This window comes from Mesorhizobium sp. PAMC28654, assembly GCF_020616515.1.
GTDB lineage: Bacteria > Pseudomonadota > Alphaproteobacteria > Rhizobiales > Rhizobiaceae > Mesorhizobium.
Genome location: NZ_CP085135.1, coordinates 6306959 through 6332389, shown reverse-complemented (window position 1 = coordinate 6332389; position 25431 = coordinate 6306959). Strand labels below are relative to the sequence as shown.

Genomic DNA, 25431 nt, shown 5'->3' with positions numbered 1-25431 from the left:
GTCAGCCTCGCTCGCCGGTGATGGGCATGAACTTGCTTTTGACGCCATCAACCGGCGCGCCCAGCGCCGGGCGCGGATCGAGCGTGCCGCCAGGGCTGAGGAAGGACAGGAGCAACCTGTCGGCCTGGACGGCAGGGCGGCTGAGGCGTGCCGGCGCGGTCGCGCGCGGCCCGGCCATGGCGGCGCGGCGGGTGGCCGTCAGGTTCACCTTGAGCTCGGCCATGCCGGCGGCGTCGAAAAGGCCGTTGGCGGTGGTGATGGCGCGGCTGAGCGTATCGGCCTCGAACAGTTCCTGGCGCATCTGCTCGATCAGTCGGTGGACGGCGCGCCAGCGCGCGCCAAGTGCTGCCGCCTTGGCGTCGATCTCATCGCCAAGTGCCGCGATATCGGCCCGGGCCTCGCTGGCGGCGGCGTCCGAGCGGCGCTTGCCCGCGACGTCGATGGTCTTCTCCAGAAGGGCGATCGCGTCGTTGCAGTCGTCCAGAGCGGCGCGCGCGGCAGCCAGGTCGCCGTCGCCGAAGACCGCCCGGTCCTCGGCATCAGCCAGTTGGCCCCTGCGGGTGATCGCGTCGTTGAGGTCGGTGTCCAGCAAGGCGATGACGGCGGCGAAATCGGCAGCCGTCCGCGCCCTGCCGAGTTGCTCGGCATGGGGGGATGTCATGGGGATGTCCTTTTTTTGAAGAGTGAGGAGCGGCCCGCGCAACTGCCAATCTCCCCCTAGTGGGGGGTGAGGCGTGGTCCGCGTAGCGGATGGAAAGCCAATTGCTTGGCTTTCCGAACAACGAACGCCCGAAGCGAAAGCGAAGGGCCGGAGCCGGCAGGGCAGAGGGGGGCGCGAAGGATCGCTGCCCTTGGTTCAATTCATGATCAGCAGAGACTTGGCCGGGGAATGTCAGTGCGTTTGGTTGAAAGGCCGGCGGGACAGCGCCGCCCTCTGTCCTGCCGGACATCTCCCCCACATGGGGGGAGATTGGCAGTTCCGGCGCCGCGCCCTAAGGCTCGGCATCAAACACCGGCGTGAACGCCCGGATCGTGCACGGCGTTGGATTGACGTGGCGGATCTTCACCCGGCCCTGCCCTTCCCAGCTGTCGTCGATGGGAACCTCGACATTGCCGGTGAACAGGCCGGCCTTGCCGTCGGGCGCGACGATGCTGGGCATTCTCACCGGCTCCCAGCGGCCGCGGATCAGCGACTGCACCTCAAGCCCGGTCGTGTCGGTTTCCATGAGCGACATGATGACCTTGGCCACCTTCTTGCGGCGGCCGATGACGGAACCGTCGCGGCCGCCGACATCGAGTTCCAGCGTGTCGGCTTCCGAGCGGGTGCGCAGCCCGACCTGCCATTTGGCGGCAAGGGCGCCGCCCGGCAGCGTCACCTGGCCGGAGGCGACGGCAAGGCCCTTGTAGACCTTGCCATCGGCAAGAACGTCGACGCTCTGCCCGTTGAGATGATCGATCCCGCTGACGACATTGACCGCCGCGCCAGAGTAGGTCAGGCCGCAATCGACCTGAAAAGCGTCTTCCAGCGCGCCATATTCGAACGGCGTCATCATGATCTCGATGTAGCGCCGGGTGACGCCGCCGATCGTGCGCTTGACGAACAGCCAGATGTCGTCGACACCGCTCTGGCCGGGCGTCACCACAGCACTTTCGACGGTCGCCCAATCCGAACCGGCAAAGCTGCCGGCGATCCGGTGGCGGTGCAGACCGCGCACATCCTGCGAAGGCTGGTGGGTGTAGCCGCCCAGCTCGCCGCTATCGAGCGGGAACCACAGCATGGGGTCCGGATCGGTCTGGTAGGCCAGCTCGACAATGCCCTTCTTGGCGACGTGTTCGGAAATCTGGCCGATATCCTCCGACGCGTATTTGTTGGCGGATGTCTGCGTGAGCTCGGCGATCGCCTTGCGGCTGCGGGTGACATAGAGGAACGACTGGCCGGCATCGATCGGGCGGATCTTGGCGCAGCCGAACGTGCGCGAACGCCGATTCTTGAACGAAGACGGCGTCAGCGCCTCGTCGATGCCCGAGCCCGATAGCGCACGTATGCCGCCGCTGGTGCCGATCATCAACGCGCCGTCGGACTCCGCGATCCATACGATGTCGTTGGCTTGGCCGCCGCCGGCCTGGATGAACTCCAGCGCATCGTCATCCTTCTCGCCGAGCGCGAAATTGTCGAAATCGCCGGTCACCGAGGCATAGACGGAAAACCGGCGGCTGAAAGCCAGCCGCTCTTCATAGAGGGAACCGCTCTCGACATATTTGCCGGGCACGAAAGTTCCCAGCCGCCAGCGGGTGATCGGCGTCGTGTCAGGCAGGGCATGATTGTAGAGGATGATCGTGACGACCGTCGTGCTGACACGGCTGATGACCTTGGCCCAGCGCCAGATGCCATCGGAACCGAGCAGGCGGATGGAGCGGCCGACATCCGTCGTCTGGAAGCCCGTATCGTTGTTGATGCCGATGATCGATGACGCCGTCAGGTTGAACGGTGCCTGCGTCTCGGCCTTCTCATGCATGGCCCATTCGGCCATGTTGGTGTTGACGGCATCGCCCCCGCCGCCACCCGAGCAACGCAGGTCGTGGTACTCGAAGGCGACGCTGTTAGTGAATTCATAGAAGCGCGTCTCGGAGCCGGACCAGCCTGTCTCCGCCGACCGGGAATCCAGCGTGACCCAGTTGGTGCCATCGTTGGAGCCCCTGAGCTGCCATTGCGTCGGCATGTCGGCATTGCTCGAGTTTTCCGGCGCGGTCAGCCAATAGCCGTCACAGACCTTCTGTGCGCCACCGGCAAGACGGTAGCGGACGAACCCGCTTGACCCTTCCGAGATGCTATACGCGCCTGATTTCACCCCGTCGAAGATGCCATAGGTATCCGTGTTTCCCCTGCTGCTGCTGACCGTGCCGCTTGGGGCGGTATTCGATGTCATTATTGGCGTGATCGATCCGCGCCCTGCCGGCGTCAGCGTCGTTGGTGTCGTGTTGATGGAGTCGTATGGACCGTCGAGGAAATCGAAATCCGCGAGCGTCCATGACGTGTTGGAAGTGCGGGTAAGCACTTGCGGGATGTAATTTCGGTGGGTGATCCACATCTGGTCCGCTGACTGGACATAGGCCAGGTCGAACAGGTCCGCCTCCAGATAGGGCGAGGCAACCTCAACCGTGCCGACGCGGGCGCCATAAGCGTAGATGCGGATGTACTGGTCGCCGAACTCCAGGCAATAGGCCTGCTCGGAGGAGAAGATGAAGGGTATGCCGCGCGTCTTCTTCGCCGAATTTTTCACCTCGCCGACGAAATAGGTGCCGCCGCGCTTGCGGATGCCGCCATGCGGCAGCGTGACGAAGTTCTCGCATTTCGATAGCGCCGCACGGTAGAGGTCGAGCGAGGCGCGCGCATGCAGGCGCGGCGAGATCTCGCCGCGAACGAACGTGTCCTGGATCGGATAAAGCGCGGTCATCAGCGCAACGCCCTGTTGTCGCCGCGCTGTATTGTCCAGGAGGCGGTGTAGCTTCTACCGCCGCGCTGGATGGCGTTGGCGGTGAAGGCCGCATCGACAGCCCGGTCATAGGCCGAGCGGGCGATGTCGATCATGCCGGACTTATGGGTCAGCGGATGCGCGATCTTGATGGCGAGCGCGGCCACCAGCACTTCGGTGAACAGCGCATCCCAGTCGTTGGGATCGGTCAGGTTGGCAATGTAGCGGATGATCAGCGGGCCTGGCTGGTCGCAGTAGATCAGGCCGGCCTCCTGCCGCCATGAGATCGGAATGCCGTCCGGCTCGCCATTATGGGTCAACGGCAGTGGCCGCAGGCAGTCGGCGGGAAGCTCGTAGGCGAAATTCAGCGTGCCCTCGCCGCTGCCGGTGTCGGCGCCGGTCACCGACGAAGACAGGATGGCGAAAACCCAGCCATGCCGGGTCAGCTCCCCTTCCCGCGTTAGGTCGAAATGCAGGTTGAGCAGCCGGGCGGCCTTGACGTCCTGGTCGAGACTGTCGATCGGCGCCTCGTCGAGCACGGCGAGCGCCATGTTGGCGATATCGAGCGGTATGATGGCCATGGCTCAGCGCCTCGTCCATACAGGTCGAGCAAACGTCATGATTTTCTCCGGGCATGAAAAAAGCCGCTTGCGAAGCGGCTGGGGAAATTTTCGATTCAATGAATAAGGCCGGATCCGGTCTACCAATCACTCACCGGCAGGGAGCTGTTTCAACGCCTCATCATTCTCTCATTGTGCGGCGAAATGAGTCACCGTCACTTCTTCGGAATGACAATGCCCTTCCCAAGGTCCAACCACGTCTTTCTAGCGATCTCGTATTCGTCCTCGCTGCTATTGCAAGTGAGCGTGACCACCCCGAACGACGCCTCTTCAACCATCATCCACATCCGCGTGGGTGAGTCTAAAAGCCTGAGACGGACAGAGGAGATAGAGACTTCCTTTCCGTCGATCGTGACCATGGCCGGCTTGTCGACGACAACGGGATTCAAACCGGACTCGGACGCCTTGACGATAGTATTCTTGTTTATCTCGTTCCGGAATCGATCGAAGAATTCGTGCGATCTCAGACCTGTCGGGGTCATGGTCAGCACAACATCGCAATCGCCGCCGCAAGCCGAAGCCATGCAGGACAGCACGATGTCCTGTTGGTCGAGCCTGGCCGACCACAGATTGTTTTTGTAGGTAGGCTGACGCCCTTGGCGGGTTCGGAAATCTCGCCGGAAACGGCAGGTGCAGCGATGGAAAGCAGGAACAGAATTGTGGCTGCGAGGCGCATGGGACAGATCGTGCTTTCTGATCTCGGAGTGGCTGAATAGCTCATCGCCAGTCTCTCCCAAACAAGTCGATTGCACCATGCGCGGTCAACAGCAATCCACAGTTGCTGGACGGCATGCTGCCTTGCGAAATCTCTCGTGCCAAGGTTTGGAAAGAGCTCGTGTCAAGGTTTGAAAAGAGAATGCCACTATTTCTGAAAAGGAGCGGGCGCTTTTCGCACCCGCCCCTCCTCGTCAGCTCACTAGGCCTCGGTGGTCTTCAGCGCGATGAACGACATGTTCTTCACGCTGGAGGCCGTGCGGTCCCAGTTCGCCGCCAGCGCCAGTTCGGCATCGGTGGCGAATTCGCCAGCAAGCGACGCGGCAAGGAAACGCGTGCCCGGCACATGCGGCACGAAGTGCCGGCGTCCGACCATTTCGGTGACGCCGCCGCCATGGCCCTGGCGCGGCTTGCGGTCGAACTCCAGCGGGCCGCCTTCCGTGTTGACCGGAAGCTCGTTCCACAGGATCGCCTTGTCCTTGAACATGAAGGCCGTATAGACGCCGGTTGCCACCGGAATGTCGTCATCGACGACGGCCCGCAGACCCATGTAGTAGGGGATCAGCGGCCCGCCCTGCTGCGAGGACGGCACATAGTCGATCAGATCGGCGAGCTTCAGCGCCTTCATCTGCTTGGAATGCATCCAGATCGTCTTGAACTTGTCCGCGCGGTCGCCCATCAGGTAGGCGGCCTCGATGATGTCCGTGTCGACGATGGAAGCGCCGGTGGTGCGCACCAGGTCGCCGGCGTCATTGGCGACGTTGTCGGCCAGCACACCCTTGAGGATGCCGAGCAGTGTCAGCTTGTTGGCGCGCTGCCAGTATTCGGTCTGGCGGCGCACGATCAGCTTCTGCGGGTCGTCGCCGGCCAGGATCGAGGTCAGGTCGGGAATGCCCCAGGCCTGGGCGCGGACATTGCGGGCCGCCACTTCGCGGCGCGCGCCGACCTTCTTCATTTCGATCGAGTCGGCCGGATTGTCGTTGACCGGTTCGGACGGATCGTTGCCGAGGTCCTTCCAGCCGGGCATGTCGACGGATCGGCCGCCCATCGAGAGTTTCGAGGAGATGGACGGGTCGGAAAACAGGATTCCGGCCTGGTAGATTTCGAGAGACTGCACATGTTCCTCGAACGAGTATTGCGCATAGACGGACGGAACGATCGCGTCCGCGATGCGGGTATAGGCGTCTGCCATTATGGTCTTCCTTCAGGTTTGGATTGGCGGCTGGTGCCCAATTCACAAAGGGTTGTCGGGCATCCACAGTGCCGGGTTTTCGCCGGCCTCGCGTGCCAGCCGCCGGGCGCGGGCGGGGTCGTTTCTGACAAGGGCTGAAATGTCGGTCAGGTTGCGTTCGCCGGCGGCGTTGCGCTTGAACGGATTGCCTCCGCTTGAACGCGCGCCGCCGTCGATCGTGTCTTCTGTGAACATCGCCTCGCCAATGGCGTGGAACGCCTTGGCGATCTGCGGGTCGGTCAAGGCCCCGTCCGGCAGGAGGATACCCCTCGCCTTGTAGGCATTGACCAGGCCGAGCTTCTTCATCGCCCGGTTGGCGACCTCCAGACGCTGGCGAAAGCCATCGCTGTTGGTCGGCCCCCAGTCCTTGACGAGGTCGTCATGGGTGGTCTCGACCGAGCGGGCAAGCGCGGTTGCTTGAGCCTTTGCCTGCTCGGCCATGTAGCCGACGAACTTGTCATGATAGGCCTGAGCGATCTTCGGCGAAGCGCCGGCTTCGACCGCCCAGGCCTTGGAGGCGTTGGCGAGTTCGTCCGAATAGGCGAAGTCCTCGGGCAACCCGTCGGGCCGCCTGTATTCGACCTTTTCCGACGATGTAACCGGACGCATGGTCTCCGGCAGCCGGGCATGGAACCTGTCCCAGTCTTCCTTCGGCGCGTCAGGTGCTGGAACGCGCAGGCTTTCGCCCTGCTGCCGCTCCAGCTCCGCATAGGATGTGAAAACCCGATCGAGGCTTTCAGGCTTGGTCCAGCCCTTGGTTTCAGCGATTTTACGGTTGCCTTCGGAAAGACCGTCAAACCAACTCTGGCCGGCCGGCGGGGCGGACCCGTTCTCCCCGTTGGCCGGTGGCCGTGCAAGGTTGCCCGCCGGCTGCCGCGCAGCCACGGACCCGGCGTCTGCCAGATCTGTCATGTGATGGATTCCTTGTTTAAATGTTCAGAGGAAATTGCCGCTGCCCAAGTTGACGAACAGCGGAAAGGGACGGCCGGCGGCGAAGCTTGGTATCTCCCCCCTCGAGGGGGGAGATACCGCTAAATATTATCGCCCCAGTGCTCCCACAGCAGCGTGATCGTGCCGGTCACCGCCAGCGTGCCGTCGCCGTCGATGTCCGTGCCGGTGGCGAAGGCGAGGTTGAGGAACAGGTCGGCCGGCGTCACTGTGCCGTCCAGGGTGAAGGCGGTGGCAACGACATCGGCGGTCGAGGCGGCCGACAGGTTGAGCCCGGCGCCGTCCAGCGTGCGGGCGGTCGAAGCCAGCACATTGACCATGGTGGAAGCGAGCGTGGCGCTCGATGCCGCCGCCGAGCCCAACGACCAGGTCAGCGCCGCATTGTCGTTGATGGTCGATGCCCGCGCCGTCAGCACCGCGAACCGCATGCGGGCGGTGCCGCCCTTGATACGGATCTTGCCCTCGGTGAAATCGAAGATCTTCTGGGTGGCATAGGCTTGTGCATCGGCGACCGCCACCTGCATGGCATTGAAGGAAAACACGGTGCGGTAGGCGCCGCCCTGCCCGGTGGTCTGGACGGAAAGCCCCGCCTTGGGTGGGACGAAGCCGGCGTCTCTGGCAGCGGCACGGGAAAGCGTCCGGGGAAGACCTCGGGCCATGTGGTATCTCCATTCTTGGGGGGATTTGTCTCTCGGCTGAACCCGCCGCGGGGCAGAACTTTTCCGACGAGGCTTGAATCATCTCGTCAGCGAGGCGCGCCATCATCTTGTTCCGGATGATCTTTTCCGGCGCGGCCAAATTGTCTTCCAGCACGACTGCCGCGATCAAATCGTCAAGATGGCGGAAACCATGTCTGATATTGCAACGGAAACCATGTCCTATATCGTATGGCCCCGCGCCTAGGTTCCGCCGCAATGCGCCCGCACTGGACCTCAGGGCTTCAAGAGAGGATCTCGAAGATGATTATGAAGAAAACCATTGTGGCCGTGCTGATGACCGTCGCGACAGTCGCGCTGGCTGGCTGCGAGACGCAGTCGGAATCGCAGCAACGGGCGACCACGGGCGCGCTGATCGGAGGCGCCGGCGGCGCTCTCGTCGGCCAGGCGCTCGGCGGCAACACCGCAAGCACCGTGGTCGGTGCCGCAGGCGGCGCCCTGCTCGGCGCAGTCATCGGCCAGTCGACCACCCCGCAGCCGAGCGGCCAACAGCTCTGCCGCTACCAGAACCGCTCCGGCCAAATCTACACCGCGCCTTGCGACGACCGTTATTACAGAGGGCAGTACTGATCGAAGCACCTTCTCCCCGTTACGGGGAGAAGGTGCCGTCAGGGGATGACGAACAGCGCTGGAGACCCTGTCTCGCGCTGTGGTTGCATTGAGGCTTTGCTCCTATCGCAATTCGCGCTATCGTTTCCTCCGTTTTGGGGGTGAGACGATGCGGAGCTTGATGATCCTGCTGCTGGTGCTGTGCGCCGATACGGCACTGGCCAATGAGGCGGACCTTGAACGGAAAATCGGCGACTGCCTGATCCTGCCGGGAGCGGCGGTCAACAATGGCGTCAAAGCTGTTTTCGAGGTGACTTTGGACAAGGCCGGCAAGGTCAAGTCGGTTACCGCTGTATCCTATGAGCCGCATTCAATGGTGGCAGCGGGAGCGGCCCGGATACTTGCGAAATCGCTCCAGAAGCGTTGGCCGCCAGGCATCAAGACCAGCCCGGTGCGGATCACCGTGGATTTGAGCAAATTCTAGCTATGGCACGACTTGAGAGAATAAGGGCTCAATCCGCGAAGTTACTATCCACGAACATCTCGGCAAATTGCTGGGGCGTGAGCGTTACATTGTTGTCGCGGGCGATTTTTTGGTTCCTTGCCCACATATCCCGGATTGCCTCCGGCATCTCGTCAGGCATGTGCATGGCCTGTGCAATTGCGTCGTCCCATTGTCCATCGCCACCATAGATGGCCTGGAGTTTGGGACCCATTCGCTTTCAAGCCATCCTCCGCCTCTTGAGAGAGTTCTCCAACCAAAGGCTCTGCAGTCTTGCCGGCTTGTTTTAGGCCCGCGGACGCCAGTCGCTCGGGGGGCACTACGCCTACGGCGTTGAAAATCATGTCGCCGTAGTTGCCGTCTATCGCGGAAGCAATGGTCTTCTCGGCGGCGACCAGACCCGTAGCGCCAAGCAGCGAAATGGGCAGGGCCGGATCGCACGCACGTGGCTGCCGCGTTCGCGGGATGTTTCGACTGAGGGTTTTGGGGACACGCTCGGCGTTGACCGGGCTTTCGTCATCCTATGGCGAAGCAAGGAGCGAAGCGACGCGCGCGGACCAAGGGATCCATGCCGTGCCCCTCGAGCGTTGCAGTGGTTCAGAATTCTGATGCGCGGCAATCTTCGGCGATGGCCACGGCGTGGATCCCCGGGTCAAGCCCGAGGATGACGAAGGGGCGGCGCACGCGACAGCCGATCTCCCCCACGAGACGGGAGATGGGCAGCTTCAGCCCTTCACCTACCCTCCAGCCGTGCCGCCTTCTCCAGCGCCACCAACTGTTCCTCGTCCAGCGTCAAGAACCCCATGATGTGCTGCACCACCTCGGCGCGCGCATTGCTCAAGGCGCTGTGCAGCTCGAAACCGCCGGGCGTTTTCGTCCTGGCCATCCACTCGCCATAGGACGGGCGCCGGTAGTAGCCGGTCGCCGCCGCGAGATCAGCCAGAACCATCTCGCCATCCTCGCCTGAAAAGACTCTGAGATACGCCTTGGTCAGCGCATCCCGCGCCTTGGCCGCACCACCGGCCTGCGTTGAGTGGGCAAAGCGCTTGCCGCTCATGCGCCGCCCGCCGCGCTGGCGCCGGCCGGCGCATTTTGTGTCGCCGGCGCGCCCTGCGCGGCCGGTCCACCCGCGCCGCCGCCCTGCAACAGCCCCTGCAACCCATCGAGCAAGCCGCTGTCGCGGGCCTGCACCGGCCGGCACCGCGTCCTTGGCCACCTTGCCGGCGGCGGCGATGGCCGCCATGCCGGTCTGCGCCTGCTGGGCCTGGGCGCGGGCGCTGCGCATGCCGTCCACCTCGTCCTTGCGGCGGAAGATGCGCTGCGGGCTGCGGCCCGCGCTCTGCACGATCTTGATCGCCTCGTCGCTGTCGATATTGTCCATCACGCCGGGATCGAACTGCGCCATCTGCATGGCCGTCGTCACCACCTGGATGGTGTCGCGCGCCTCGGCCGAGCGCCTGAGCACGCCGAGCGGGCCGGTGAAGGTCGGCCGCACCGTCTTGCCGGCCAGGGTTTCAGGCGGCACGAAGCGGCTGTCGTCGTCGTAAAGTCCCTTGTCCTCGAGGATGCCGAGCTCGCGGTCGAGATTGGTGGCGAAGCCCGCCTGGATGATCGAGCCGGAGGGGCCGAGCAGCGCGCCCTTCTCCTCCTGGCGGATCAGCGCTTCGGTGGCGGTCATCTGCGGGTTCTGCACCAGCGTCTGGAACAGGTTGACGAACATCATGTCGCGGATTTCCTCGGCCCGGCTCTGCGCATAGTTGAAGGCGTAGGTCGGGTTCTGCCCGGTGGTGATGGGCGCGATCAACGGCCGCCCGCTGTCGTCGATCAGGCCGGGATAATTCTCGCCGGGATTGAGCACCGGCACATAGTCGAGCCTGGCCTTCGAGGCGGTGGCCGGATCGGTGATCTGCTGCAGCGCGCGCAGGCCGGAGCGGCGAACGGCGTTTTCCTCGCGCACCGTGGTCAGCGCCTCGATGGTCGGCGAGATACCGTAGGGGTCGCCCTCGTAGCGGCGCCAGTTGAAGCAGGAGACCGGGAAGGTGCCGAAGCCGCTTTCGCGCACGATCGCCTCCTCGTCCTCGATGACGTGGTAGGAGGCATAGGCGGTGTCGAGATACTGGTAGGAGCCCGACAGACGGTACATCTTGCGCTCGTCGCGCGGCTGGATGCACTGGATCAGTGAGATTTTTTCGTCGCATTTCGCCGGATCGTCGACCAGCGTGCGAATGCGCGCCGGAAGCTTTTCATAGCCCAGCAGCTGCGCCGCCTGCCGCGCCGTGCGCTCGTAGCGGCGGTGGAACGTATCGACCTGGCCCCAGCGGTTGCGGCTGAGATACCCTTCCGCCACCGGGATCGAAGCATAGCGGATCAGCGTGTTGCCGAACCCCTCCTCCGCGTAGAGATAGGCCGGGCCGTAGCGAACGACATTGCGCAGGCACGCCTGCGTGGCCGGGACGAAGTTGGAATTGGCGGAGTAGCGCAGCGAGAACAGGAAATCGCGCAGCGCCTCCGCCCACTCCTTCTCCTCGTCGGTCTCCTCGTCGTTCATGGCGGCGGTCGACAGGCCATGCCATTTTTCCGACTGCGGAATAATCAGGCTTTCCAGCCCGGCCGCCAGCCGGTTGGCGGCCGAATTGATGGTGTTGGCGTAGACACGGCTGCCCCGCCGCTCCTGCCGCTCGGCCTGCGAATCCGCACGACCGCCGCGCCGCCCGCTCCAGATGTCGGGCGCATCGGGATCGCAGAATTCAGAGACGGCCTCCCACACAGCCTCATACTGGCTGCGCTCGGTCTCGAATTCGGACTGGCGCAAAAGAATATCTCGGGCGCGGGAATCGCTCATGTTTGAAACTCGCTTGTTTGGCGCGAAGGCAGGAGCTGCCGATTTCCCCCCTCGTGGGGGAGATGTCCGGCAGGACAGAGGGGGGCGCTGTCCCTCCAGCCCGAAATCATTATTGTGTGTTGCCTTGCGGCCTGCTTCGATTTGCAAATGAAGGTCGGCGTTCCTTCACGCCCCCTCTGCCCTGCCGGGCATCTCCCCCACGAGGGGGGAGATCGCTAATCTCACCCGCCTCGCCGCTTCAGCGACCGCGCATGCCGGCGCCACATCCACCACTCCCACACGCGCTTGCGAAATGTGCGCTTCATCGCGGTCATGGTCAGATCCCCAGCAGCACGCGGCGCTGGCCGGTCAGGTCTGTCGGCGACAGGTCGGTCTTGACCGTGCCGGCGGTACCGTTGTTCTGCTCGAGCTCGGCCCGCAGCGCGGCCTCACGCGCCTGCACATCCTTGTCGGCGATCGTCGGCGCCGGCGGCAGCGGCTTCAGTTCCGGTGGTTTTTGAAACAGACACATGGTTCCAGCCTTCTCTTGTCCAATCGTAAAGGAAAGTCCTCGCCGTTGCGGCCGTAGCCTGGCAGCAGACAGCGTTGTGTGGCGCCCAGCCGGCCGAGCCAGCGCAGCGCCAATTCGTTGGCGGCCAGCGCCCGCGCCTCGACCCGCCAGGCTCCCCCAGCCGCGACCTGCGGCCCAAGTACGCCGTGAAAGAACTCGGTGATGCCCGGCACACAGCGCTTCATGCGGCGCGTACCCCAGCTCCAGGCGATCCACAGCCCGCTCCGTTGCTCGGCCGCTCCGAACCCGGCCTCCGGATTGCCGTCGAGCTCGGCGACATAGGCAAACCCCTGAGTGCCGTGAGCGCCAAGAGCGCCGGTGACCAATGGTCAAGCTGGCAATCGATCTCGGCCCGGTCTTCGGGGCGCAGATTGGCTGCGATGTAGGAGAGATCGCGCAGCGTGGCAGGAATGATGCGGACGGTCATGGATGGACTTTCGTCAGTCGGCGAAACCATCGTTAGCAAAGGGTGCGCCAATGCCCACCTTTCGTCATCCTATGGCGGAGCAAGGGGCGTAGCGACGCGGCGCAGACATAGGATCCATGCCGTGACCTGCGAGCGCAGCGAGGATGAAGAATTCCGAGGCGCCGCGTTCCGTCGCAATCGTCGCGGCATGTATCCGGACCGACCATCGCGCAAAAAACAAAACCCGCCTCAAGGGCGGGCCGTTGGCGCAAATCAGCACCATGGACAGAAATGTACCATTGCTGCCCTCACCCCGTCAATCGGGTATAAGAAAAAATTCCTAATTATATACTTGACGTACTAAGGTGGAAAATGTCATCTGAGTCGCGACAGGCCGTCACTGAAAACGAGATTGAAGTCAGCTCTGAGGTTGTGAGCCGGGGCGTTTCTTTGCTTCTATTCTCTGGATTGCTAAAGCCCGAAGCTGAGGAACGAGGGCAGGTTCTGGCTGAACTTGTGGGGGCGATCCTGCGTGGCGCGAAAACGCCTGAACGCTGAACCAGCCTACGGCCATATGCAGATCTATAAATTTCTTGGCCCGCTCTTGGATATCTAAGATGGTGAGAATTTTGTCGGTTCCGGCTGCGAATTTGCTCCAAGTGTTAAATGGCGTTATCCCTATACAGGTCTCGCCGTCATCGTCGTGCCTAGCCGAAAAATGCGCTAGCTCATGCCGTTTCTTGTAAGACTTGGATAGCTTCGCAGAGAGTACCGTCCACATCGTAGATTCGATCTCATCGACTTCCTCCAAGGACATCAGACGGTCACAAATTGCCAGCCGCGTATCAAAACTGATGATAGTGTCAAAATGGGCATATGCGTTGCGTTGGCTTCTCATATCGGCCGCCGCAGAGAAAAGATTGGCTAATTGAAGCTCTACCATCGACCAATTTGACAGAGCGGCGCCTACGCTGCGCAAGGGATCAGGGTTGGAGGTCATGGAAACTCCCAAAGACAAAGACCAGGAAAAGGGCGACGAGGTTTTGCGCCGCCTGTTGAAGACGCCACCAGCGCCAAAAGAAAAGAAAGAACAATCCCAGCAAAACAGTAATCCAGCAAAGGCTGGAGTCGCAAAGCAAAAATGAATCTGCTATTTGCTCTCCTTGAGAGTGTTGCCTAGTGGTTAAGGCACCGGACTGTTAATCTGAGGTCGCTGTGGTGGCGCGCGGGTTCGATTCCCGTCACTCTCGCCATGTCCTTGAAACCGGCTCGACCGGCAGTCGGGGAGGACAGCGCGGCGGGGTGCCACATAAACCCGCCGCGTTTTTTTCTGGCGTTAGGTCTCTGATTACCCATATAATGCAAGGATGAGTGGCGTTGTATCGCTCACCACCGGGTAAAACCGTGCGATTCGACGTTTCAAGGGACTAGGAAGCCCCTTGATGGCGAGGGTGACCTCAAACTCAGTGCACTGATAAAAACTTAGTAGGCCACACTCAAAGGCGGTGTGGCCTACTTTGTTTTTACCTTCCTGAGTCGCATAAAGCGACGCGCCTTCTGCTTAGGCGTGACCGGCTTCACCAATCCGCCGATAGGTAAGGCGCTTGTCGCGGGCCATGCGGAGCAAATCTTCAGCGCGTTCTGCATCTGAGACTTTCAGAGCCGTGCGGCGATTGTAGCGGAAATCGAACTCGGCCAGATAGCGGTGAAGATGGGCCTCGCCGCAATGCTGATAGACGCCAACCATGCCGCGCTTGAACACTGAGAACACGCCTTCAACAGTATTGGAGTGGATCGTCTCGGCGCCTTCGTAGCGGACGTATTCGCCAGCGGCATGATTGGTCGTCTTGTGCGAAACGTACTCCTCGCCAGTGCGGGTGTAGAGGCGCGATGAGTCGGTGTAGAGCGTCGTATCGCGGGAAACGTTGCGGACCAGCACATCGCGGACGGTAGAGGCCGTAGCGTCGTTCAAATGAAACATGCGGGCTTTGCCGCCGCGCTCGACAAGACCAACCACAATGCGCTTCTGAGCGCCGCCTGACTTGCCTTTCTTGGTGTAGGGACGGCCCTTACGCTGTGCTGAAACGCGCTGCGTCTCGCGCTTGCCGATATAGGTTTCATCCGCTTCAACGGTCTTTCCTTCGCCACCAAGCGGGCCGGATGAGGTAACGTCTTCCTTCATGGCTTCGCGGATGCGGTGAGCCATGAACCACGCGGTCTTGTAGGTGACGCCAAGCATACGGTGCAGCTGGTGAGCGCTCATGCCCTTCTTTGACGAGGCGTAGAGATGCGAGGCCAGCACCCACTTGTGCAGGCCGATCTTCGAACGCTCGAATACGGTGCCGACAGTGACCGAGAACGGCGCACGGCATTCGTTGCACTTGTAGACGCCGGGGCGCGTGGACTTGCCGGCAAGCTTGGTGATGCGCTCAGGATTGGCATTGCCGCAATGAGGGCAGAACGGGCCGTGGGGCCAATGGATAGCCTCCAGATGCTCGCGGGCCTTGTCGGCGTCGTGGTAAATGGCGTTGGTCAGATCGAACATTGCGGTAACTCCTTGGATTCGTTATCGCAAATTGCATCTGGTACGTCAAGTATATAATTAGGAAAAAATTCCTATTTAATGTCCTTCCTGGCCAGCATAGACACGATGCTCAAGCATGGCATACACGCCTGCCGCACCAATAATGGCGGGGCGGTTGTCCCAATCGACGAAGTTTGGTCGTCGATTGTCTGATAATGGTTTCATTTCTTACTATCTCGCCAATGCCATAGGACATCGGATCGTGTGTTGGCGAGTTCCAATGGGGGCTCGAGTTCGCCGAACTCCTCCTTGAACTGGTCCCGCCATTCCTGCTCATCTAGCACGTTGGCGTTGTTTGCCACGTCCACGGCACTGACGCGGACCCAATGAGAGTTCGGCTCAAGCATCGCATAAGCGCCTCCGACACCGATAATGGCAGGGCGATTGTCCCAATCAACGAAGTTTGGCGGTCGATTGTCCGACACTGTTTTCATGTCTAATCTTTCTATCGATTTGTATATTATATCACCGAATTTTGAATTTCTCAGGCAAGCACGTACGAAGAAGGGATTCGCGAATGCTCACATCTAATCGCCACTTTCAAACCGCGCATTCTAAGCGGACCTGCGGATTCAATCCCTTAGCTCTTCCAGTTTGCCGATAAGGATGGATACCATGGTTATTTAGAATTTTTCGAACTTGACCCGCCCTTCACCTTCGCGAGCAACTCGCTCCAGATCGGATCGGCATCATGGCGGGCTGTTGCGTAGAGAGCCGATTCCCGCTCCCGAAGATCCGCAAGCTTTGAATCTCCTTCTTTCAAACCTCTGCTAGCCGTGTAGAGATCCTGCCCTCCGAGCTCAAGCTTGGCTCTGTACATGTTCGGTTCCAACAACTGTACCTCGCCCAATGTGCCGTCATCGAAGCGCACCGTTATCTTCCTGTCGAAGTAATCATTGGCCTTCCCAAACCACTTTCCGTCACGAATTGCATAGCGCTGTGCAAGCCGAGCTACGACCTCATCGGCCTGCGCAGGAGATTTGACCACGAAACTGATCCTGACAATGTCAATCAGCCTCGATGCATCTTTATACTCATTGCGCTCAATCTTCTCGTACGCTGTCGCCTTCTCTTTTAAGCCATTGGTGACGAGTTTCGCACCGACCTGATCGGCAATGTCGTGACCAGCGCCCTCAAGTTCGGCCTGCCACTTGGGCGATACGGCATAAAGATCATCAAGCGACGAGATCGGCTGCCGGAAGAAATCTGGCTTTCGCTTCGCCGGTATTCCTGCCGCTGTGGTTTCTCCAGCGGCGGGTCGCACCTCCCCGGTTTTCTCGGCAATGGCCTGACCCGGCGCAACTTCTGGAATAGGATTATTCGCCGCTCTTGAATTGCCGATAGGCAGTTCCGCTCGCCCGGCCGCCCCAGATCCAACCGATTCAATTGCGCGCGGTATTCCTTTCTCGGCAGCAGCAGTTCGTCCAAGCCCTGGTCCCGGTATCGACCAGCCGATTGCATCATATCCCTGATGCATCATCACGTTCTCGATAGGGTTCGATGGCTCGAAGTAAGCATCCGTGAAATCGGGAGGGCTCAGTGTTGCCTGGGTATTGCCGTCGGCAGCCATGATGACCAATTTGGCCGCGAGTTCGGCTGCGCCGATCCCTGCATTGGCAGCTGCCTTGCCGAGGGCTTTCGCATCTGATGCGAATACCGAAAGCATCGAAGTGGCCTTGTAGCCAGACGCATCCGGAATGATCCAGCCAAGATCGGCATCGGCCAGTTGCCGGGCCACGGCTGCCCGGGCAACAGGGCCGGACGTTCCAGCAAGCAGCGCGCTGACTTTCGCATTGATCTCCTGCCGGTACATGCTCCGGCTGTCACGATTATCGGAGAGATCACGGATAACCGACAGCGGCACAGGCTGGATGTTCTCGACACCCAGGTGCTCCTGCGCGGCGATAGACATGGCCATCGCTCGGTCATAGGCGTCCTTGTCATAGCCGTTTGGATCCTCAAGCCCGCCGCCGATCACGGCTTTCCAGGCAGCACCGATGTCCGGGAACGCTTCGCTGACGTAGCCCCCGGCATCGGCTCGTCTGTGATTCATGACCAGCCCCACCGCAACGGCCGCGGCCTCACGGCGATCCCTGTCTTTCGCCGAACCGTTCGGCCCAGAATCGGCATCGCGAAGGGCGGCATGGATCGCCTGGTTCGGCATCGTGCGCATACCGAAAACCTGACTACCGACATCGGTCCGCCAGCCGAAGTCCCGAAAGCGCCTGTCGCCCTCGTCGAGCCCATAGGCGATCCTGAAGCCGTCCCGGCCAGGCATCTTGCCGGAATAAGCACCAGTGCGTGCGATGGCGTCGGCGCGTTCTGCTCGGCGAGACCAATGTTGGTGCGAAGCTCAACCTTCTGAGCCGTTCTAGCCAACTCCGCCTTCCTGGCCAGCGCGGCCTGTTTCTCCGACGGAAGGTCGTCCCTGAACGCCTGCGCCAATATTTCGTCCGGCGTCGGCTTGCCAACACGGTCACCCTTCGCCGCCGCCGCATCTGAGGTGCCCGAAACGCGGATCCAGCCGACCGGCTGGACACGGGAGGCAGCGCTGTCGGAGGTCTCTCCCGGCATTCCTACCCCAAAAATCTCCAGCGCTCGCTTGGGATCCTTGGCGATCAGCGCCTCGAACCGCATCTTGGCTGCGGTGCCGAACCAGTCCTTGACCATCTGCTGCCTGATCCCTGGGTCGACCCCCATCTTGTCGATCAGATCGAGCCCTTGCTGCCGGGCCGCTTCGAAGGTGACGTGATCGTCGGGGTTGGCCTTGCCTATCGCGATGGCGCTGGTCTTCAGCGCCGTGTCGACCTGCGCCTGCTCATAATCATTGCGGCGCTGAAGCTGCCGCTGCGCCATGCGCAGCGAGCCGATCCTGCGCAGCGCATCCTTTTGGTTGGCGAAAGCCGCGCGCTGGCTCTCGGGCATGTTCGGCAACGCCTCGTCGAACATCATGTCGAACAGGCTGGGCTTCACCACTTTTCCGCCGCGCGGATCGACCTGGGCGGAATACATGGCGTCATGCAGGCCGGCGCCGTCGGCCGATGCGTTGGCGGTCACCTCGTCTTCCACCTGCGCCACCCGGCCGTTGAACTGGCGACGCTTCAGCTCGGCGTCGAACGCCTCCTGCTGGTCTTTCATCTGCAGGTAGCGCGCGGCGACGGCGGAAAGCTCGTCGCCGAAACCCTGCATGGCGCGGCCGATTGGCGATCCCTGCGGATATTGCACCGCATTGCCGGTATCGAGCCGGCGATTGGCAATGGAGAGGGGGATGATGTGGACCATTGGCGGCTCCTGCCCAACGGGCTGAACAAAAGACGCGCCGCGCCGGCGATCACGGCCCGGCCGGATCGCAGGCTGCACGCCGTGTTTTTGCGGGTTGTGGATCGATGATTTCTGGGGGCCACGGCCGATGTTACGGGCTACAGGCGCGCGGAAAGCGCCCACCTTTCGTCATCGGGCGGGAGCAAGGGGCGAAGCGACGCGGACCCTGGGATCGAGGCACTGACGTCGGCCAAGGAGTGCAGCGGGGCAGAATTTCTGTACCGTCGCGACGCCTGGAAGTCGCGGCATGAATCCCCGGGTCAAGCCCGGGGATGACGAAGTGAAGGAGCCTTGCCCCTACCGAAACGCCCCCAAAGGATCGCTCTGCCCGGTCGGTCGCCTTGCCGCCTTGAACTCCGAGGGATCGATCACCGCCTCCCTCAGCATCATCACGCCATAGCGCGTGGCCGACATCAAATCGTCGCGCAGTTTTACCACCTGGCCGTCCTTGCGGTGATAGAGCCGGAACTCCTCGAACCAGTCGGTCAGCGTCGAGAAAACCTTGAAACGGCCGGACTGCATGCGGTCGAGCATTTCCATCAGCCCGGCCTCGACCGAGACGGAGCCGTCGGCAAACCGGGCATGGCCGGAAAGCATGTTCAGCCCATGCGCCTGATATTGCCGGGCCAGCGCCACGCCCGCCCCTTCCAGCGTTTCGCGGCGGCCGTCGCGCGGCCATGCCCAGGGCAGCCATTCGCCCCAAGGCTTCAGCGTCAGCGCCTGCATGGCCGGTGTCTGCTGCGAAGCGCGGATGGCTTTCGAGACATAGACGACATCAGCCTCCGTATCCCAAGCCAGTTCGACGGCGGCCGACGGATGGTCCCAGCCGAAGTCGAGCGCCCCGATGCGCGGCCAGTAGCGCGGCAGCCGGAACGGCTCGCAGACGATCAGCTCCTCGGCCACCGGAAAGATGCGGCCCGAACCCAGCACCGGAATGCCCGCCGCACGCGCCTCGCGCTCATGCGCGGGATAGGCGGCCACGATCGCCGCGCGCTCCTGCGGCGTATAGTGCTCGGCATCCTCGATGGTCATGAAGGTGACGTGGCGGGACATGAAAGCTTCCTGAATCACGTCGGGAGGTGCTGGCGGTATCGTATTGTCACGGCACGACCTTTCCGACCTGGCGCGACGGTTCTTGCCTTCTCCCCCTGTGGGAGAAGGTGGATCGGCGCGTAGCGCCGAGACGGTTGAGGGGTACTGGAAGGAGCGCCGGCCGTGCCAGGCTGGAGCACCCCTCATCCGACCGAGCTCCGCGCGGCCACCTTCTCCCACAGGGGAGAAGGGAAAGCAGGCTCGTCACCCCTTCCCCATTCCCTCCACCTCACCCGCAGACAAAAACAGCAGCACCACGTCGCTCATCCCGAGCAACGGCGTAAACGTCACGATGGTGATGCCGCCGGTGGCGTTGGTGCGGGTCAGGCCTTCGGAATAGATGTCGAGCGGCGGCTCCTCGTCGAACCACACGCCGTGTAGCGTTTCGCCCTGCCACTTCTCGCGGCCCTTTTCGTAGCTCTTGAACGACAGCACGCTTTCGCCGGCTTGCACATCGCCGCCGCCGCCCCACCGCACCACGACACTGTCGAGCGCACCTGGCGCGCCGCGTCCCATGATGGTGTTGACGATGGCGTCGCCGGGGATCATGCCCGTGCCCCAGGCCGCCTGTTGCTGCGGCGGGCCCATCAGCACGCGCTGCGGGTTGTCGCGCGTGCCCTCGCCGGTCACGCCGGCGGCCCATAGGCGAACAGCATTGTCAAAAACCTTGCCCTGCCACCAGTCGGGATAACGGCCGGTCAGGTGCATGGCCCATTCGGCGCCGCCCGCCCTGGTCTTGCCCAGCTGGTTGCCGGCCATGAACAGCCGCTCGCGGTTTGTGGCACCTGCGGCGTGAAATTCAGCCTGGCGTTGATACGGCCTGTAAACACCCAGTTGGTTGGTGCGGCGCCTGCGGTCAAGCTCCGCCAGCAGCGCCAGATATTCCGTCTTCGCCGCGATCGGCGCGCCCTTCGAGGAACGGCCTGAGGACGGCCTCGAGACTGCGGATGCGGATGCGGATCTCGTCATCGCTCAGCCCGTCCAGTTGGTTGATGGTGACATTGAGATCCTTGGGCAGCACCGAAAGCACGATCTTGAGATACTGGTCGGGCTTGTCGGCCCGCACCTCGGCGATCACGCCCGCACCGTGTGCCTTGAAGTCCGCCCGAACCGCCTCGAGGAAATCGTCGCCCAGCGTCTTCTTCGTCCGCTTGGGCCGGGCTTTCGCGGATGGCTTGCGGGAGCCGCCGATATCGCCCGCGTCAGTCATGGGCGGGGCCTTCGGCGGCACCGGGTTCAACAATCCGGGCCCGCCCTGCCTTCTTGCCCTTGCCGGGCTTTTTGCGCTTGGGTTTGGCCCTGGCCTTGCGCGCCGCCCTCTTCGGCCCTTGCGCGGCTGCGGCACCGGGCACGACCTCTGGCTTCGCCTCGGGCCGCGGCTTGCTCGGCCAGGCAAGACCAATTGCAGGGCCCTCAACCCCGGCCGAACCCGACGGAAAACCGAACCCGCCGAAAGCATCGACCGGCCCGCCCCATACCATGCCGATCAGCACGCCCGCGCCAACCGCCTCGACGCGCCCGGCCGGCAGTTCGGGAGTCGCGCCCTCGAACTGGCCGATGCCGCTGACGACCTCGCGGCCGTCATCGTCGGTGATGATGGTGGCATAGCGTGTGGACATGGGATTCTCTAATGACAGCCAGTGTGCGCGGCGACAAACAAGGTGAGACTCAGCGTCAATCAGGATGAGACTCGGCGGCGGGGGTGTGACGAAGGGAGGGCGTAGCCCGACCGGAGTTACACCCCCGCCGCCGCGCAATTTTTCAGCGTCTTATGATCGCGGTCGGCCCGGTAGCTTGGTGGTTTTCTGGAATGGAGAACCATCTTTGTGCCGGGTCGCCATGTAACCGATCATCAGACGAGGCTTTTTATGAAGTACCGACAAAACAATTCTATCGAGGTCGCCGCCGCCAAGGCGTCGATCAGCAGGGCGACGGCCTATCGCATCAAGACGGACGCGCACCTGCCATCGCAAAAGCAAAAGGCTCGTGGCCGGCGGAGGCCTGACCCTCTCGAGCATATCTTCGATGCCGAGGTCGTTCCCCTTTTGAAGGCGGCGCCAGGCATCCGTGTTGTCGCCATCTATGAGGAGATGCTGCGGCGGCACCCGGAACTGAGCGCGGGCATTCGCCGAACGCTGGAGCGGCGCATCCGGTCATGGCGTGCCATCCACGGCGAAGAGCAGGAGGTTATCTTCCGCCAGCTTCACGAACCCGGCCGACTCGGGCTATCGGATTTTACCGACATGGGCAGCCTTGACGTGTCGATCGCCGGCCAGTCTCTTGATCATCTACTCTACCACTTCCGGCTCGCCTGGTCCGGCTTTGAACACACCCATGTCATTCTCGGCGGCGAGAGCTTCGTGGCCCTGGCCGAAGGACTGCAGAACGCGCTGTGGTCGCTTGGGGGAGCGCCGCTCTATCATCGCAGCGACAGCCTGTCGGCGGCTTTCCGCAACCTCAGCGCCGATGCGAAGGAGGATCTCACGCATCGCTACGAAGAGCTTTGCGCGCACTACCGCATGACGCCGACCCGCAACAACAAGGGCATCGCGCACGAGAACGGTTCGATCGAAAGCAGCCATGGCCATCTCAAGGATGCCATCCGTGACGCCCTTCTGATGCGCGGCAGCAGAAATTTCGACGATCTCGGCGCGTATCGAGCCTTCATCGACGAGATCGTCAGCCGGCACAACGCCAATCATGGCAAGCGCATCGATGCCGAACGCCCTCAACTGCAGGAACTTCCAGACCAGCGGACCAGCGACTTCGAGGAGGTGGTCGTCACCGTGTCGCGGACCGGCGGCTTCACCTTGCGCAAGGTCTTCTACACCGTTCCCTCCCGCCTGATCGGACATCGGCTTCGCATCCGCCTGTTCGATGATCGCCTCGAGGTCTTTATGGGAGGAACAAAGCTGATGACGCTGCCCAGGGGCCGAGGCCATGCCGACGGGAGGCACGATCAGGTCGTCAACTATCGGCACGTCATCCATTCCCTGCGCAAAAAGCCGATGGCGCTTCTTAATCTCGTCTATCGTGACAAGCTCTTCCCGCGGCAGGAATACCGCAGGGCCTTCGACGAGCTCATTGAGCGGCTGCCGGACAGGCAGGCGTGCAAGATCATGGTCGATCTGCTGGCGCTGGCCCACGATCGAGGCTGCGAGCGTGAGCTTGCCGAGCAACTCACCGAGACCCTCGACGCCGGCGACCTGCCCGATATTGCCGTCTTGCGAACCCTCCTCGGCCCGGACCCCGCACGGCTGCCGACCGTCTTGGTGCAACTCGCTTCCCTTAACGGCTATGAAGCCCTGATCGGGGCAACCCATGTGGGAGACGTCGCATGAGCAACGCCCACACCATCGACGAAGCCCGCCTCGGCATCATGCTCAACGAACTCCGGCTACCGACGATCAAGACGCTCTGGGCGCAATTTGCCGAGCAGGCCGATAGAGAGGGGTGGCCCGCCGCCCGGTTCCTCTCGGCCATCGCCGAGCATGAGCTGGCCGAACGGGCACATCGCAGGATCGAACGGCATCTGGCCGAAGCGCATCTGCCGCCCGGAAAGACGCTCGACAGCTTCGCCTTCGACGCCGTACCCATGGTCTCCAAGGCCCAGGTCATGGCCATGACCGCCGGTGACAGCTGGCTCGCCAAGGGCGCCAATATCCTGTTGTTCGGCCCACCCGGTGGCGGAAAGTCGCATCTTGCGGCAGCGATCGGACTCGCCCTCATTGAGAACGGCTGGCGCGTGCAGTTCGCCCGAACCACCGATCTCGTGCAGAAGCTCCAGATCGCGCGGCGAGAGCTGCAGCTCGAAGCCGCCATCGCCAAGCTCGACAAGTTCGATCTGCTCATCCTCGACGATCTGGCCTACGTCACCAAGGACCAGGCCGAAACGAGCGTGCTCTTCGAACTCATCTGCGCAAGATATGAGCGGCGTTCCATCATGATCACCGCCAATCAGCCCTTCGGAGAATGGAACAGAATCTTTCCGGACCCCGCCATGACCCTCGCCGCAGTGGACCGACTTGTTCACCACGCAACGATCTTCGAGATGAACGTCGAAAGCTACCGGCGCAGATCCGCCATGGAAGCCAAACGCCAGCGCGGCAGGCCAGCCTCTTACGCGACAATCAAGAACAAACACGAACTTGTCGCGGAGCGGCAATCAGAAATAGATGAAGGCCTTGCCAGCGACAATCAGCATGATAATTTGCACGTGACCGCGACCTGAGAATCTCATCCAGATCGCCGCTCACGTCTCATCCAGATCGTCGCGCTATAGCCAGTGCGCCGCGCGTTGTGGAAATGGTGGCTAGATGGGAAGATGATGATGGCGGAATGAGGTATGGGCGTGGATCTTCAGGAAATCAGACGGTTGGTCAGAATGGAAATCGACACTTACGTGATCGAGCGTCCGGAGGGCCTTGTGGGCACGCCGTTGCCAGACACGTTCTTTGTCGAAGGTGTGCAGGCAATGAAGGACGCCTTGGTCGAGCCATACTGGGCTGACGCCATTGTGCATTCGGGAAGCACGCGGATGCGCCTGCCGCCCCTTACGCCGTGGTCAGCGACGACCGCCTAGGTTATTTTCTGGCTTTCGACGTCGGGACGAGTGCATTCGTTCTGCTGTTCAAGGACAGCGACGGCAGCCTCCGTGCCTCCTATGTCGTAGGCGATGCAGTGGGCTGTTTCCTGTCGCAATAGCCAACTGGAAAGCGGACCTGATTTGCCTCGATACCATCCCATCGCTGTAAGTCCCGACTTCGACTGCGTCCAAAGCGACTTGCGCGAATTGCGCTGGACGGACGACGAGGTCGTCGCGGACTTCATAATCCCCGGCGACGAACACCATGTCTTGCGTGTGCTGTTCACCAATCATTCGGTGATCATCCGCATTCTCGATGAAATGCCGCTGAGCACCGAGAATGAGAGCACGCCCAACGAAGGTCTCGTTCCCCACCACTTCGCCTATCGGATCGAAGGAGCCGTCTTCGAGGCAACGCAATCCGAGACCTGGAAGTTCACACAGAACCCGGCAACGCACTATCGCTTCGTGACCGGCTGGACATGCCTTGACGTTCTGTCGGCCAAGGAACCGACCTTTCAGGTGGTCAAGCGAACACCGCAGTCGAGGTAAAGGGCGGTCGGCAAATACGGCAGGCAAAGCCAGAAACACAAAACCCGCCTCGGCGGCGGGTCATCGGCGCAAATCAGCACCATGGGCAAATATATAACATTGCTGCCCTCACCCGGGCAACGATTTTCTAGGAAAAAATTCCTTGCTCAATAGAAGCCCGCTCCTAAGCCTCTTCCTCAATGCTGATCTGGGCGATCTGCACGCCACCGCCATTGATGCGGGCGGCGATGACGTGGCCGAGCGCCACCGCGCCCACGCACAGCACCACCGACAGGCCGATGTTGAGCGCCGCCCGGCCGAGCCCGCCAGCCCGTAGCAAGTCCAGCGTCTGCAGGCTGAACGAGGAGAACGTCGTGTAGCCGCCACAGGCCGATCATCACGAACAGGCGCAGGCTTTCGGAGGCCGGATACCGCCCGCTGGCCAGGGTCAGCGTGCCGAAGAAGCCGATCAGCAGCGAGCCGCTGATGTTGATGACGATCGTGCCCCAGGGCAGCTGGCTGCTCACCGGCAGCGCCCATGTGGAGACGAGATAGCGCGCCAGCGTGCCCAGCGCGCCGCCAACCATGACCAGAAGACAATTCGTGAACGACATGCTCGATCCTCTCTGAGGCGAGCACGAAGCCCGCCATTGCGGCGGGATCGACAGATTCCCACCGCGGTTTCGCGGCAGGAGTCATCAGCCATTATCGGCGGTTTCGGGAGAACTCCATTCCCATCGCGGTCAGGATGCCAGACATCAACCGGT

General features: G+C 62.1%; 26 protein-coding genes, 1 tRNA gene, 3 pseudogenes and 1 riboswitch. Of the genes and pseudogenes, 9 read left to right on the top strand and 21 right to left on the bottom strand.

Features of this window, described 5'->3' with window-relative positions:
- Position 1: 1 nt before the first annotated feature.
- The 7 genes from LGH82_RS31390 to LGH82_RS31360 all read right to left on the bottom strand — a co-directional run bounded on the left by LGH82_RS31390 (position 2) and on the right by LGH82_RS31360 (position 7645).
- On the bottom strand, positions 2–661 hold the full coding sequence (locus tag LGH82_RS31390) for a hypothetical protein (RefSeq protein ID WP_227346397.1): 660 nt from the start codon (positions 659–661) through the stop codon (positions 2–4).
- 331 nt (positions 662–992) lie between these two features.
- Positions 993–3455 (bottom strand): hypothetical protein, encoded by a 2463-nt coding sequence (locus tag LGH82_RS31385; protein ID WP_227346396.1) that lies wholly within the window; start codon positions 3453–3455, stop codon positions 993–995.
- Complete coding sequence (locus LGH82_RS31380) at positions 3455–4054, bottom strand: hypothetical protein (protein WP_227346394.1); 600 nt, start codon at positions 4052–4054, stop codon at positions 3455–3457. The genes LGH82_RS31385 and LGH82_RS31380 overlap by 1 nt, the downstream gene beginning before the upstream one ends.
- Before the next feature lie 194 nt (positions 4055–4248).
- Positions 4249–4848, bottom strand: coding sequence for a hypothetical protein (locus LGH82_RS31375; protein WP_227346393.1), 600 nt, complete (start codon positions 4846–4848; stop codon positions 4249–4251).
- A 161-nt stretch (positions 4849–5009) separates the two neighbouring features.
- The gene (locus LGH82_RS31370) at positions 5010–5999 is read right to left on the bottom strand and encodes a Coat protein (protein ID WP_227346392.1); all 990 of its coding nucleotides are present in this window, start codon (positions 5997–5999) and stop codon (positions 5010–5012) included.
- A 42-nt stretch (positions 6000–6041) separates the two neighbouring features.
- Positions 6042–6950 carry a hypothetical protein gene (locus tag LGH82_RS31365; protein WP_227346391.1) on the bottom strand — a complete coding sequence of 303 codons (909 nt, stop codon included), beginning with the start codon at positions 6948–6950 and terminating at the stop codon, positions 6042–6044.
- A gap of 119 nt (positions 6951–7069) precedes the next feature.
- Positions 7070–7645: a hypothetical protein gene (locus LGH82_RS31360; RefSeq protein WP_227346390.1), complete on the bottom strand. Its 576-nt coding sequence runs from the start codon at positions 7643–7645 to the stop codon at positions 7070–7072.
- Positions 7646–7718: 73 nt separating this feature from the next.
- Here LGH82_RS31360 and LGH82_RS31355 point away from each other — a divergent pair, with 73 nt between their 5' ends.
- The 3 genes from LGH82_RS31355 (at position 7719) to LGH82_RS31345 (ending at position 8735) form a co-directional block, all read left to right on the top strand.
- Positions 7719–7889 (top strand): hypothetical protein, encoded by a 171-nt coding sequence (locus tag LGH82_RS31355; protein ID WP_227346389.1) that lies wholly within the window; start codon positions 7719–7721, stop codon positions 7887–7889.
- A gap of 56 nt (positions 7890–7945) precedes the next feature.
- Positions 7946–8272 carry a glycine zipper domain-containing protein gene (locus tag LGH82_RS31350; RefSeq protein WP_227346388.1) on the top strand — a complete coding sequence of 109 codons (327 nt, stop codon included), beginning with the start codon at positions 7946–7948 and terminating at the stop codon, positions 8270–8272.
- A gap of 148 nt (positions 8273–8420) precedes the next feature.
- Complete coding sequence (locus tag LGH82_RS31345; RefSeq protein ID WP_227346387.1) at positions 8421–8735, top strand: hypothetical protein; 315 nt, start codon at positions 8421–8423, stop codon at positions 8733–8735.
- 28 nt (positions 8736–8763) lie between these two features.
- On the opposite strand, the gene LGH82_RS31340 is transcribed toward LGH82_RS31345, so the two are convergent.
- From LGH82_RS31340 to LGH82_RS31320, 5 genes are all read right to left on the bottom strand, one after another.
- Positions 8764–8967 (bottom strand): hypothetical protein, encoded by a 204-nt coding sequence (locus LGH82_RS31340; RefSeq protein WP_227346386.1) that lies wholly within the window; start codon positions 8965–8967, stop codon positions 8764–8766.
- A 519-nt stretch (positions 8968–9486) separates the two neighbouring features.
- Positions 9487–11595, bottom strand: coding sequence for a portal protein (locus LGH82_RS31335; RefSeq protein ID WP_227346384.1), 2109 nt, complete (start codon positions 11593–11595; stop codon positions 9487–9489).
- A 316-nt stretch (positions 11596–11911) separates the two neighbouring features.
- The gene (locus tag LGH82_RS31330) at positions 11912–12106 is read right to left on the bottom strand and encodes a hypothetical protein (protein WP_227346383.1); all 195 of its coding nucleotides are present in this window, start codon (positions 12104–12106) and stop codon (positions 11912–11914) included.
- Positions 12076–12471 (bottom strand): hypothetical protein, encoded by a 396-nt coding sequence (locus LGH82_RS31325; RefSeq protein WP_227346382.1) that lies wholly within the window; start codon positions 12469–12471, stop codon positions 12076–12078. The genes LGH82_RS31330 and LGH82_RS31325 overlap by 31 nt, the downstream gene beginning before the upstream one ends.
- Positions 12472–12969: 498 nt before the next feature.
- Positions 12970–13551: a hypothetical protein gene (locus tag LGH82_RS31320; protein ID WP_227346381.1), complete on the bottom strand. Its 582-nt coding sequence runs from the start codon at positions 13549–13551 to the stop codon at positions 12970–12972.
- Here LGH82_RS31320 and LGH82_RS31315 point away from each other — a divergent pair.
- Together LGH82_RS31315 and LGH82_RS31310 are read left to right on the top strand one after the other, a co-directional pair.
- Positions 13550–13696: a hypothetical protein gene (locus LGH82_RS31315; protein ID WP_227346380.1), complete on the top strand. Its 147-nt coding sequence runs from the start codon at positions 13550–13552 to the stop codon at positions 13694–13696. The two genes, LGH82_RS31320 and LGH82_RS31315, sit on opposite strands and share 2 nt — an antisense overlap.
- A 20-nt stretch (positions 13697–13716) precedes the next feature.
- Positions 13717–13804: transfer RNA gene (locus LGH82_RS31310), tRNA-Asn, on the top strand.
- A 308-nt stretch (positions 13805–14112) separates the two neighbouring features.
- Here LGH82_RS31310 and LGH82_RS31305 read toward each other — a convergent pair.
- From LGH82_RS31305 to LGH82_RS31270, 8 genes and pseudogenes are all read right to left on the bottom strand, one after another.
- The gene (locus tag LGH82_RS31305) at positions 14113–15096 is read right to left on the bottom strand and encodes an IS1595 family transposase (RefSeq protein ID WP_227346379.1); all 984 of its coding nucleotides are present in this window, start codon (positions 15094–15096) and stop codon (positions 14113–14115) included.
- A gap of 200 nt (positions 15097–15296) precedes the next feature.
- Complete coding sequence (locus LGH82_RS31300) at positions 15297–15569, bottom strand: hypothetical protein (protein WP_227346378.1); 273 nt, start codon at positions 15567–15569, stop codon at positions 15297–15299.
- A gap of 185 nt (positions 15570–15754) precedes the next feature.
- Positions 15755–17188 carry a hypothetical protein gene (locus tag LGH82_RS31295; RefSeq protein WP_227346377.1) on the bottom strand — a complete coding sequence of 478 codons (1434 nt, stop codon included), beginning with the start codon at positions 17186–17188 and terminating at the stop codon, positions 15755–15757.
- Positions 17185–18417 (bottom strand): hypothetical protein, encoded by a 1233-nt coding sequence (locus tag LGH82_RS31290; RefSeq protein ID WP_227346376.1) that lies wholly within the window; start codon positions 18415–18417, stop codon positions 17185–17187. Before LGH82_RS31290 ends, LGH82_RS31295 begins: the two co-directional genes overlap by 4 nt.
- 336 nt (positions 18418–18753) lie before the next feature.
- Positions 18754–19524, bottom strand: a pseudogene (locus LGH82_RS31285) (terminase large subunit domain-containing protein); the annotation flags it as partial.
- Positions 19525–19788: 264 nt separating this feature from the next.
- Positions 19789–20448 (bottom strand): annotated as a pseudogene (locus LGH82_RS31280) (terminase large subunit domain-containing protein); the annotation flags it as partial.
- Positions 20405–20758 carry a hypothetical protein gene (locus LGH82_RS31275; protein WP_227346375.1) on the bottom strand — a complete coding sequence of 118 codons (354 nt, stop codon included), beginning with the start codon at positions 20756–20758 and terminating at the stop codon, positions 20405–20407. The gene LGH82_RS31275 and the pseudogene LGH82_RS31280, both read right to left, overlap by 44 nt.
- Positions 20751–21167 carry a hypothetical protein gene (locus LGH82_RS31270; protein WP_227346374.1) on the bottom strand — a complete coding sequence of 139 codons (417 nt, stop codon included), beginning with the start codon at positions 21165–21167 and terminating at the stop codon, positions 20751–20753. Before LGH82_RS31270 ends, LGH82_RS31275 begins: the two co-directional genes overlap by 8 nt.
- 249 nt (positions 21168–21416) lie before the next feature.
- On the opposite strand from LGH82_RS31270, the gene istA reads away from it, so the two are divergent.
- From istA to LGH82_RS31250, 4 genes are all read left to right on the top strand, one after another.
- Positions 21417–22889 carry an IS21 family transposase gene (gene istA / locus LGH82_RS31265; RefSeq protein WP_227344002.1) on the top strand — a complete coding sequence of 491 codons (1473 nt, stop codon included), beginning with the start codon at positions 21417–21419 and terminating at the stop codon, positions 22887–22889.
- Complete coding sequence (gene istB, locus LGH82_RS31260; RefSeq protein WP_227344001.1) at positions 22886–23779, top strand: IS21-like element helper ATPase IstB; 894 nt, start codon at positions 22886–22888, stop codon at positions 23777–23779. Before istA ends, istB begins: the two co-directional genes overlap by 4 nt.
- 114 nt (positions 23780–23893) lie before the next feature.
- Entirely contained in the window at positions 23894–24130 is a 237-nt protein-coding gene (locus tag LGH82_RS31255) for a hypothetical protein (protein WP_227346373.1), read from the top strand.
- Positions 24131–24331: 201 nt separating this feature from the next.
- Positions 24332–24685, top strand: a complete 354-nt coding sequence (locus LGH82_RS31250; protein ID WP_227346372.1) for a hypothetical protein — start codon at positions 24332–24334, stop codon at positions 24683–24685.
- Between the two features lie 163 nt (positions 24686–24848).
- On the opposite strand, the pseudogene crcB reads toward LGH82_RS31250, so the two are convergent.
- A pseudogene (gene crcB, locus LGH82_RS31245) lies at positions 24849–25278 on the bottom strand (fluoride efflux transporter CrcB).
- A gap of 68 nt (positions 25279–25346) precedes the next feature.
- Positions 25347–25409: riboswitch (Fluoride riboswitch) on the bottom strand.
- Between the last annotated feature and the right edge of the window lie 22 nt (positions 25410–25431).

Bases quoted from the DNA above. Each gene is read 5' to 3' on its own strand.
- LGH82_RS31370 (WP_227346392.1), bottom strand. From the start codon at position 5,999: ATGGCAGACGCCTATACCCGCATCGCGGACGCGATCGTTCCGTCCGTC.
- LGH82_RS31390 (WP_227346397.1), bottom strand. From the start codon at position 661: ATGACATCCCCCCATGCCGAGCAACTCGGCAGGGCGCGGACGGCTGCC.
- LGH82_RS31350 (WP_227346388.1), top strand. From the start codon at position 7,946: ATGATTATGAAGAAAACCATTGTGGCCGTGCTGATGACCGTCGCGACA.
- LGH82_RS31320 (WP_227346381.1), bottom strand. From the start codon at position 13,551: ATGACCTCCAACCCTGATCCCTTGCGCAGCGTAGGCGCCGCTCTGTCA.
- LGH82_RS31295 (WP_227346377.1), bottom strand. From the start codon at position 17,188: ATGAATCACAGACGAGCCGATGCCGGGGGCTACGTCAGCGAAGCGTTC.
- LGH82_RS31380 (WP_227346394.1), bottom strand. From the start codon at position 4,054: ATGGCCATCATACCGCTCGATATCGCCAACATGGCGCTCGCCGTGCTC.
- LGH82_RS31375 (WP_227346393.1), bottom strand. From the start codon at position 4,848: ATGGTGCAATCGACTTGTTTGGGAGAGACTGGCGATGAGCTATTCAGC.
- LGH82_RS31360 (WP_227346390.1), bottom strand. From the start codon at position 7,645: ATGGCCCGAGGTCTTCCCCGGACGCTTTCCCGTGCCGCTGCCAGAGAC.
- LGH82_RS31365 (WP_227346391.1), bottom strand. From the start codon at position 6,950: ATGACAGATCTGGCAGACGCCGGGTCCGTGGCTGCGCGGCAGCCGGCG.
- LGH82_RS31255 (WP_227346373.1), top strand. From the start codon at position 23,894: ATGGGCGTGGATCTTCAGGAAATCAGACGGTTGGTCAGAATGGAAATC.
- LGH82_RS31385 (WP_227346396.1), bottom strand. From the start codon at position 3,455: ATGACCGCGCTTTATCCGATCCAGGACACGTTCGTTCGCGGCGAGATC.
- LGH82_RS31340 (WP_227346386.1), bottom strand. From the start codon at position 8,967: ATGGGTCCCAAACTCCAGGCCATCTATGGTGGCGATGGACAATGGGAC.
- LGH82_RS31275 (WP_227346375.1), bottom strand. From the start codon at position 20,758: ATGACTGACGCGGGCGATATCGGCGGCTCCCGCAAGCCATCCGCGAAA.
- istB (WP_227344001.1), top strand. From the start codon at position 22,886: ATGAGCAACGCCCACACCATCGACGAAGCCCGCCTCGGCATCATGCTC.
- LGH82_RS31315 (WP_227346380.1), top strand. From the start codon at position 13,550: ATGGAAACTCCCAAAGACAAAGACCAGGAAAAGGGCGACGAGGTTTTG.
- LGH82_RS31330 (WP_227346383.1), bottom strand. From the start codon at position 12,106: ATGTGTCTGTTTCAAAAACCACCGGAACTGAAGCCGCTGCCGCCGGCG.
- LGH82_RS31300 (WP_227346378.1), bottom strand. From the start codon at position 15,569: ATGAAAACAGTGTCGGACAATCGACCGCCAAACTTCGTTGATTGGGAC.
- istA (WP_227344002.1), top strand. From the start codon at position 21,417: ATGAAGTACCGACAAAACAATTCTATCGAGGTCGCCGCCGCCAAGGCG.
- LGH82_RS31305 (WP_227346379.1), bottom strand. From the start codon at position 15,096: ATGTTCGATCTGACCAACGCCATTTACCACGACGCCGACAAGGCCCGC.
- LGH82_RS31290 (WP_227346376.1), bottom strand. From the start codon at position 18,417: ATGGTCCACATCATCCCCCTCTCCATTGCCAATCGCCGGCTCGATACC.
- LGH82_RS31335 (WP_227346384.1), bottom strand. From the start codon at position 11,595: ATGAGCGATTCCCGCGCCCGAGATATTCTTTTGCGCCAGTCCGAATTC.
- LGH82_RS31270 (WP_227346374.1), bottom strand. From the start codon at position 21,167: ATGTCCACACGCTATGCCACCATCATCACCGACGATGACGGCCGCGAG.
- LGH82_RS31345 (WP_227346387.1), top strand. From the start codon at position 8,421: ATGCGGAGCTTGATGATCCTGCTGCTGGTGCTGTGCGCCGATACGGCA.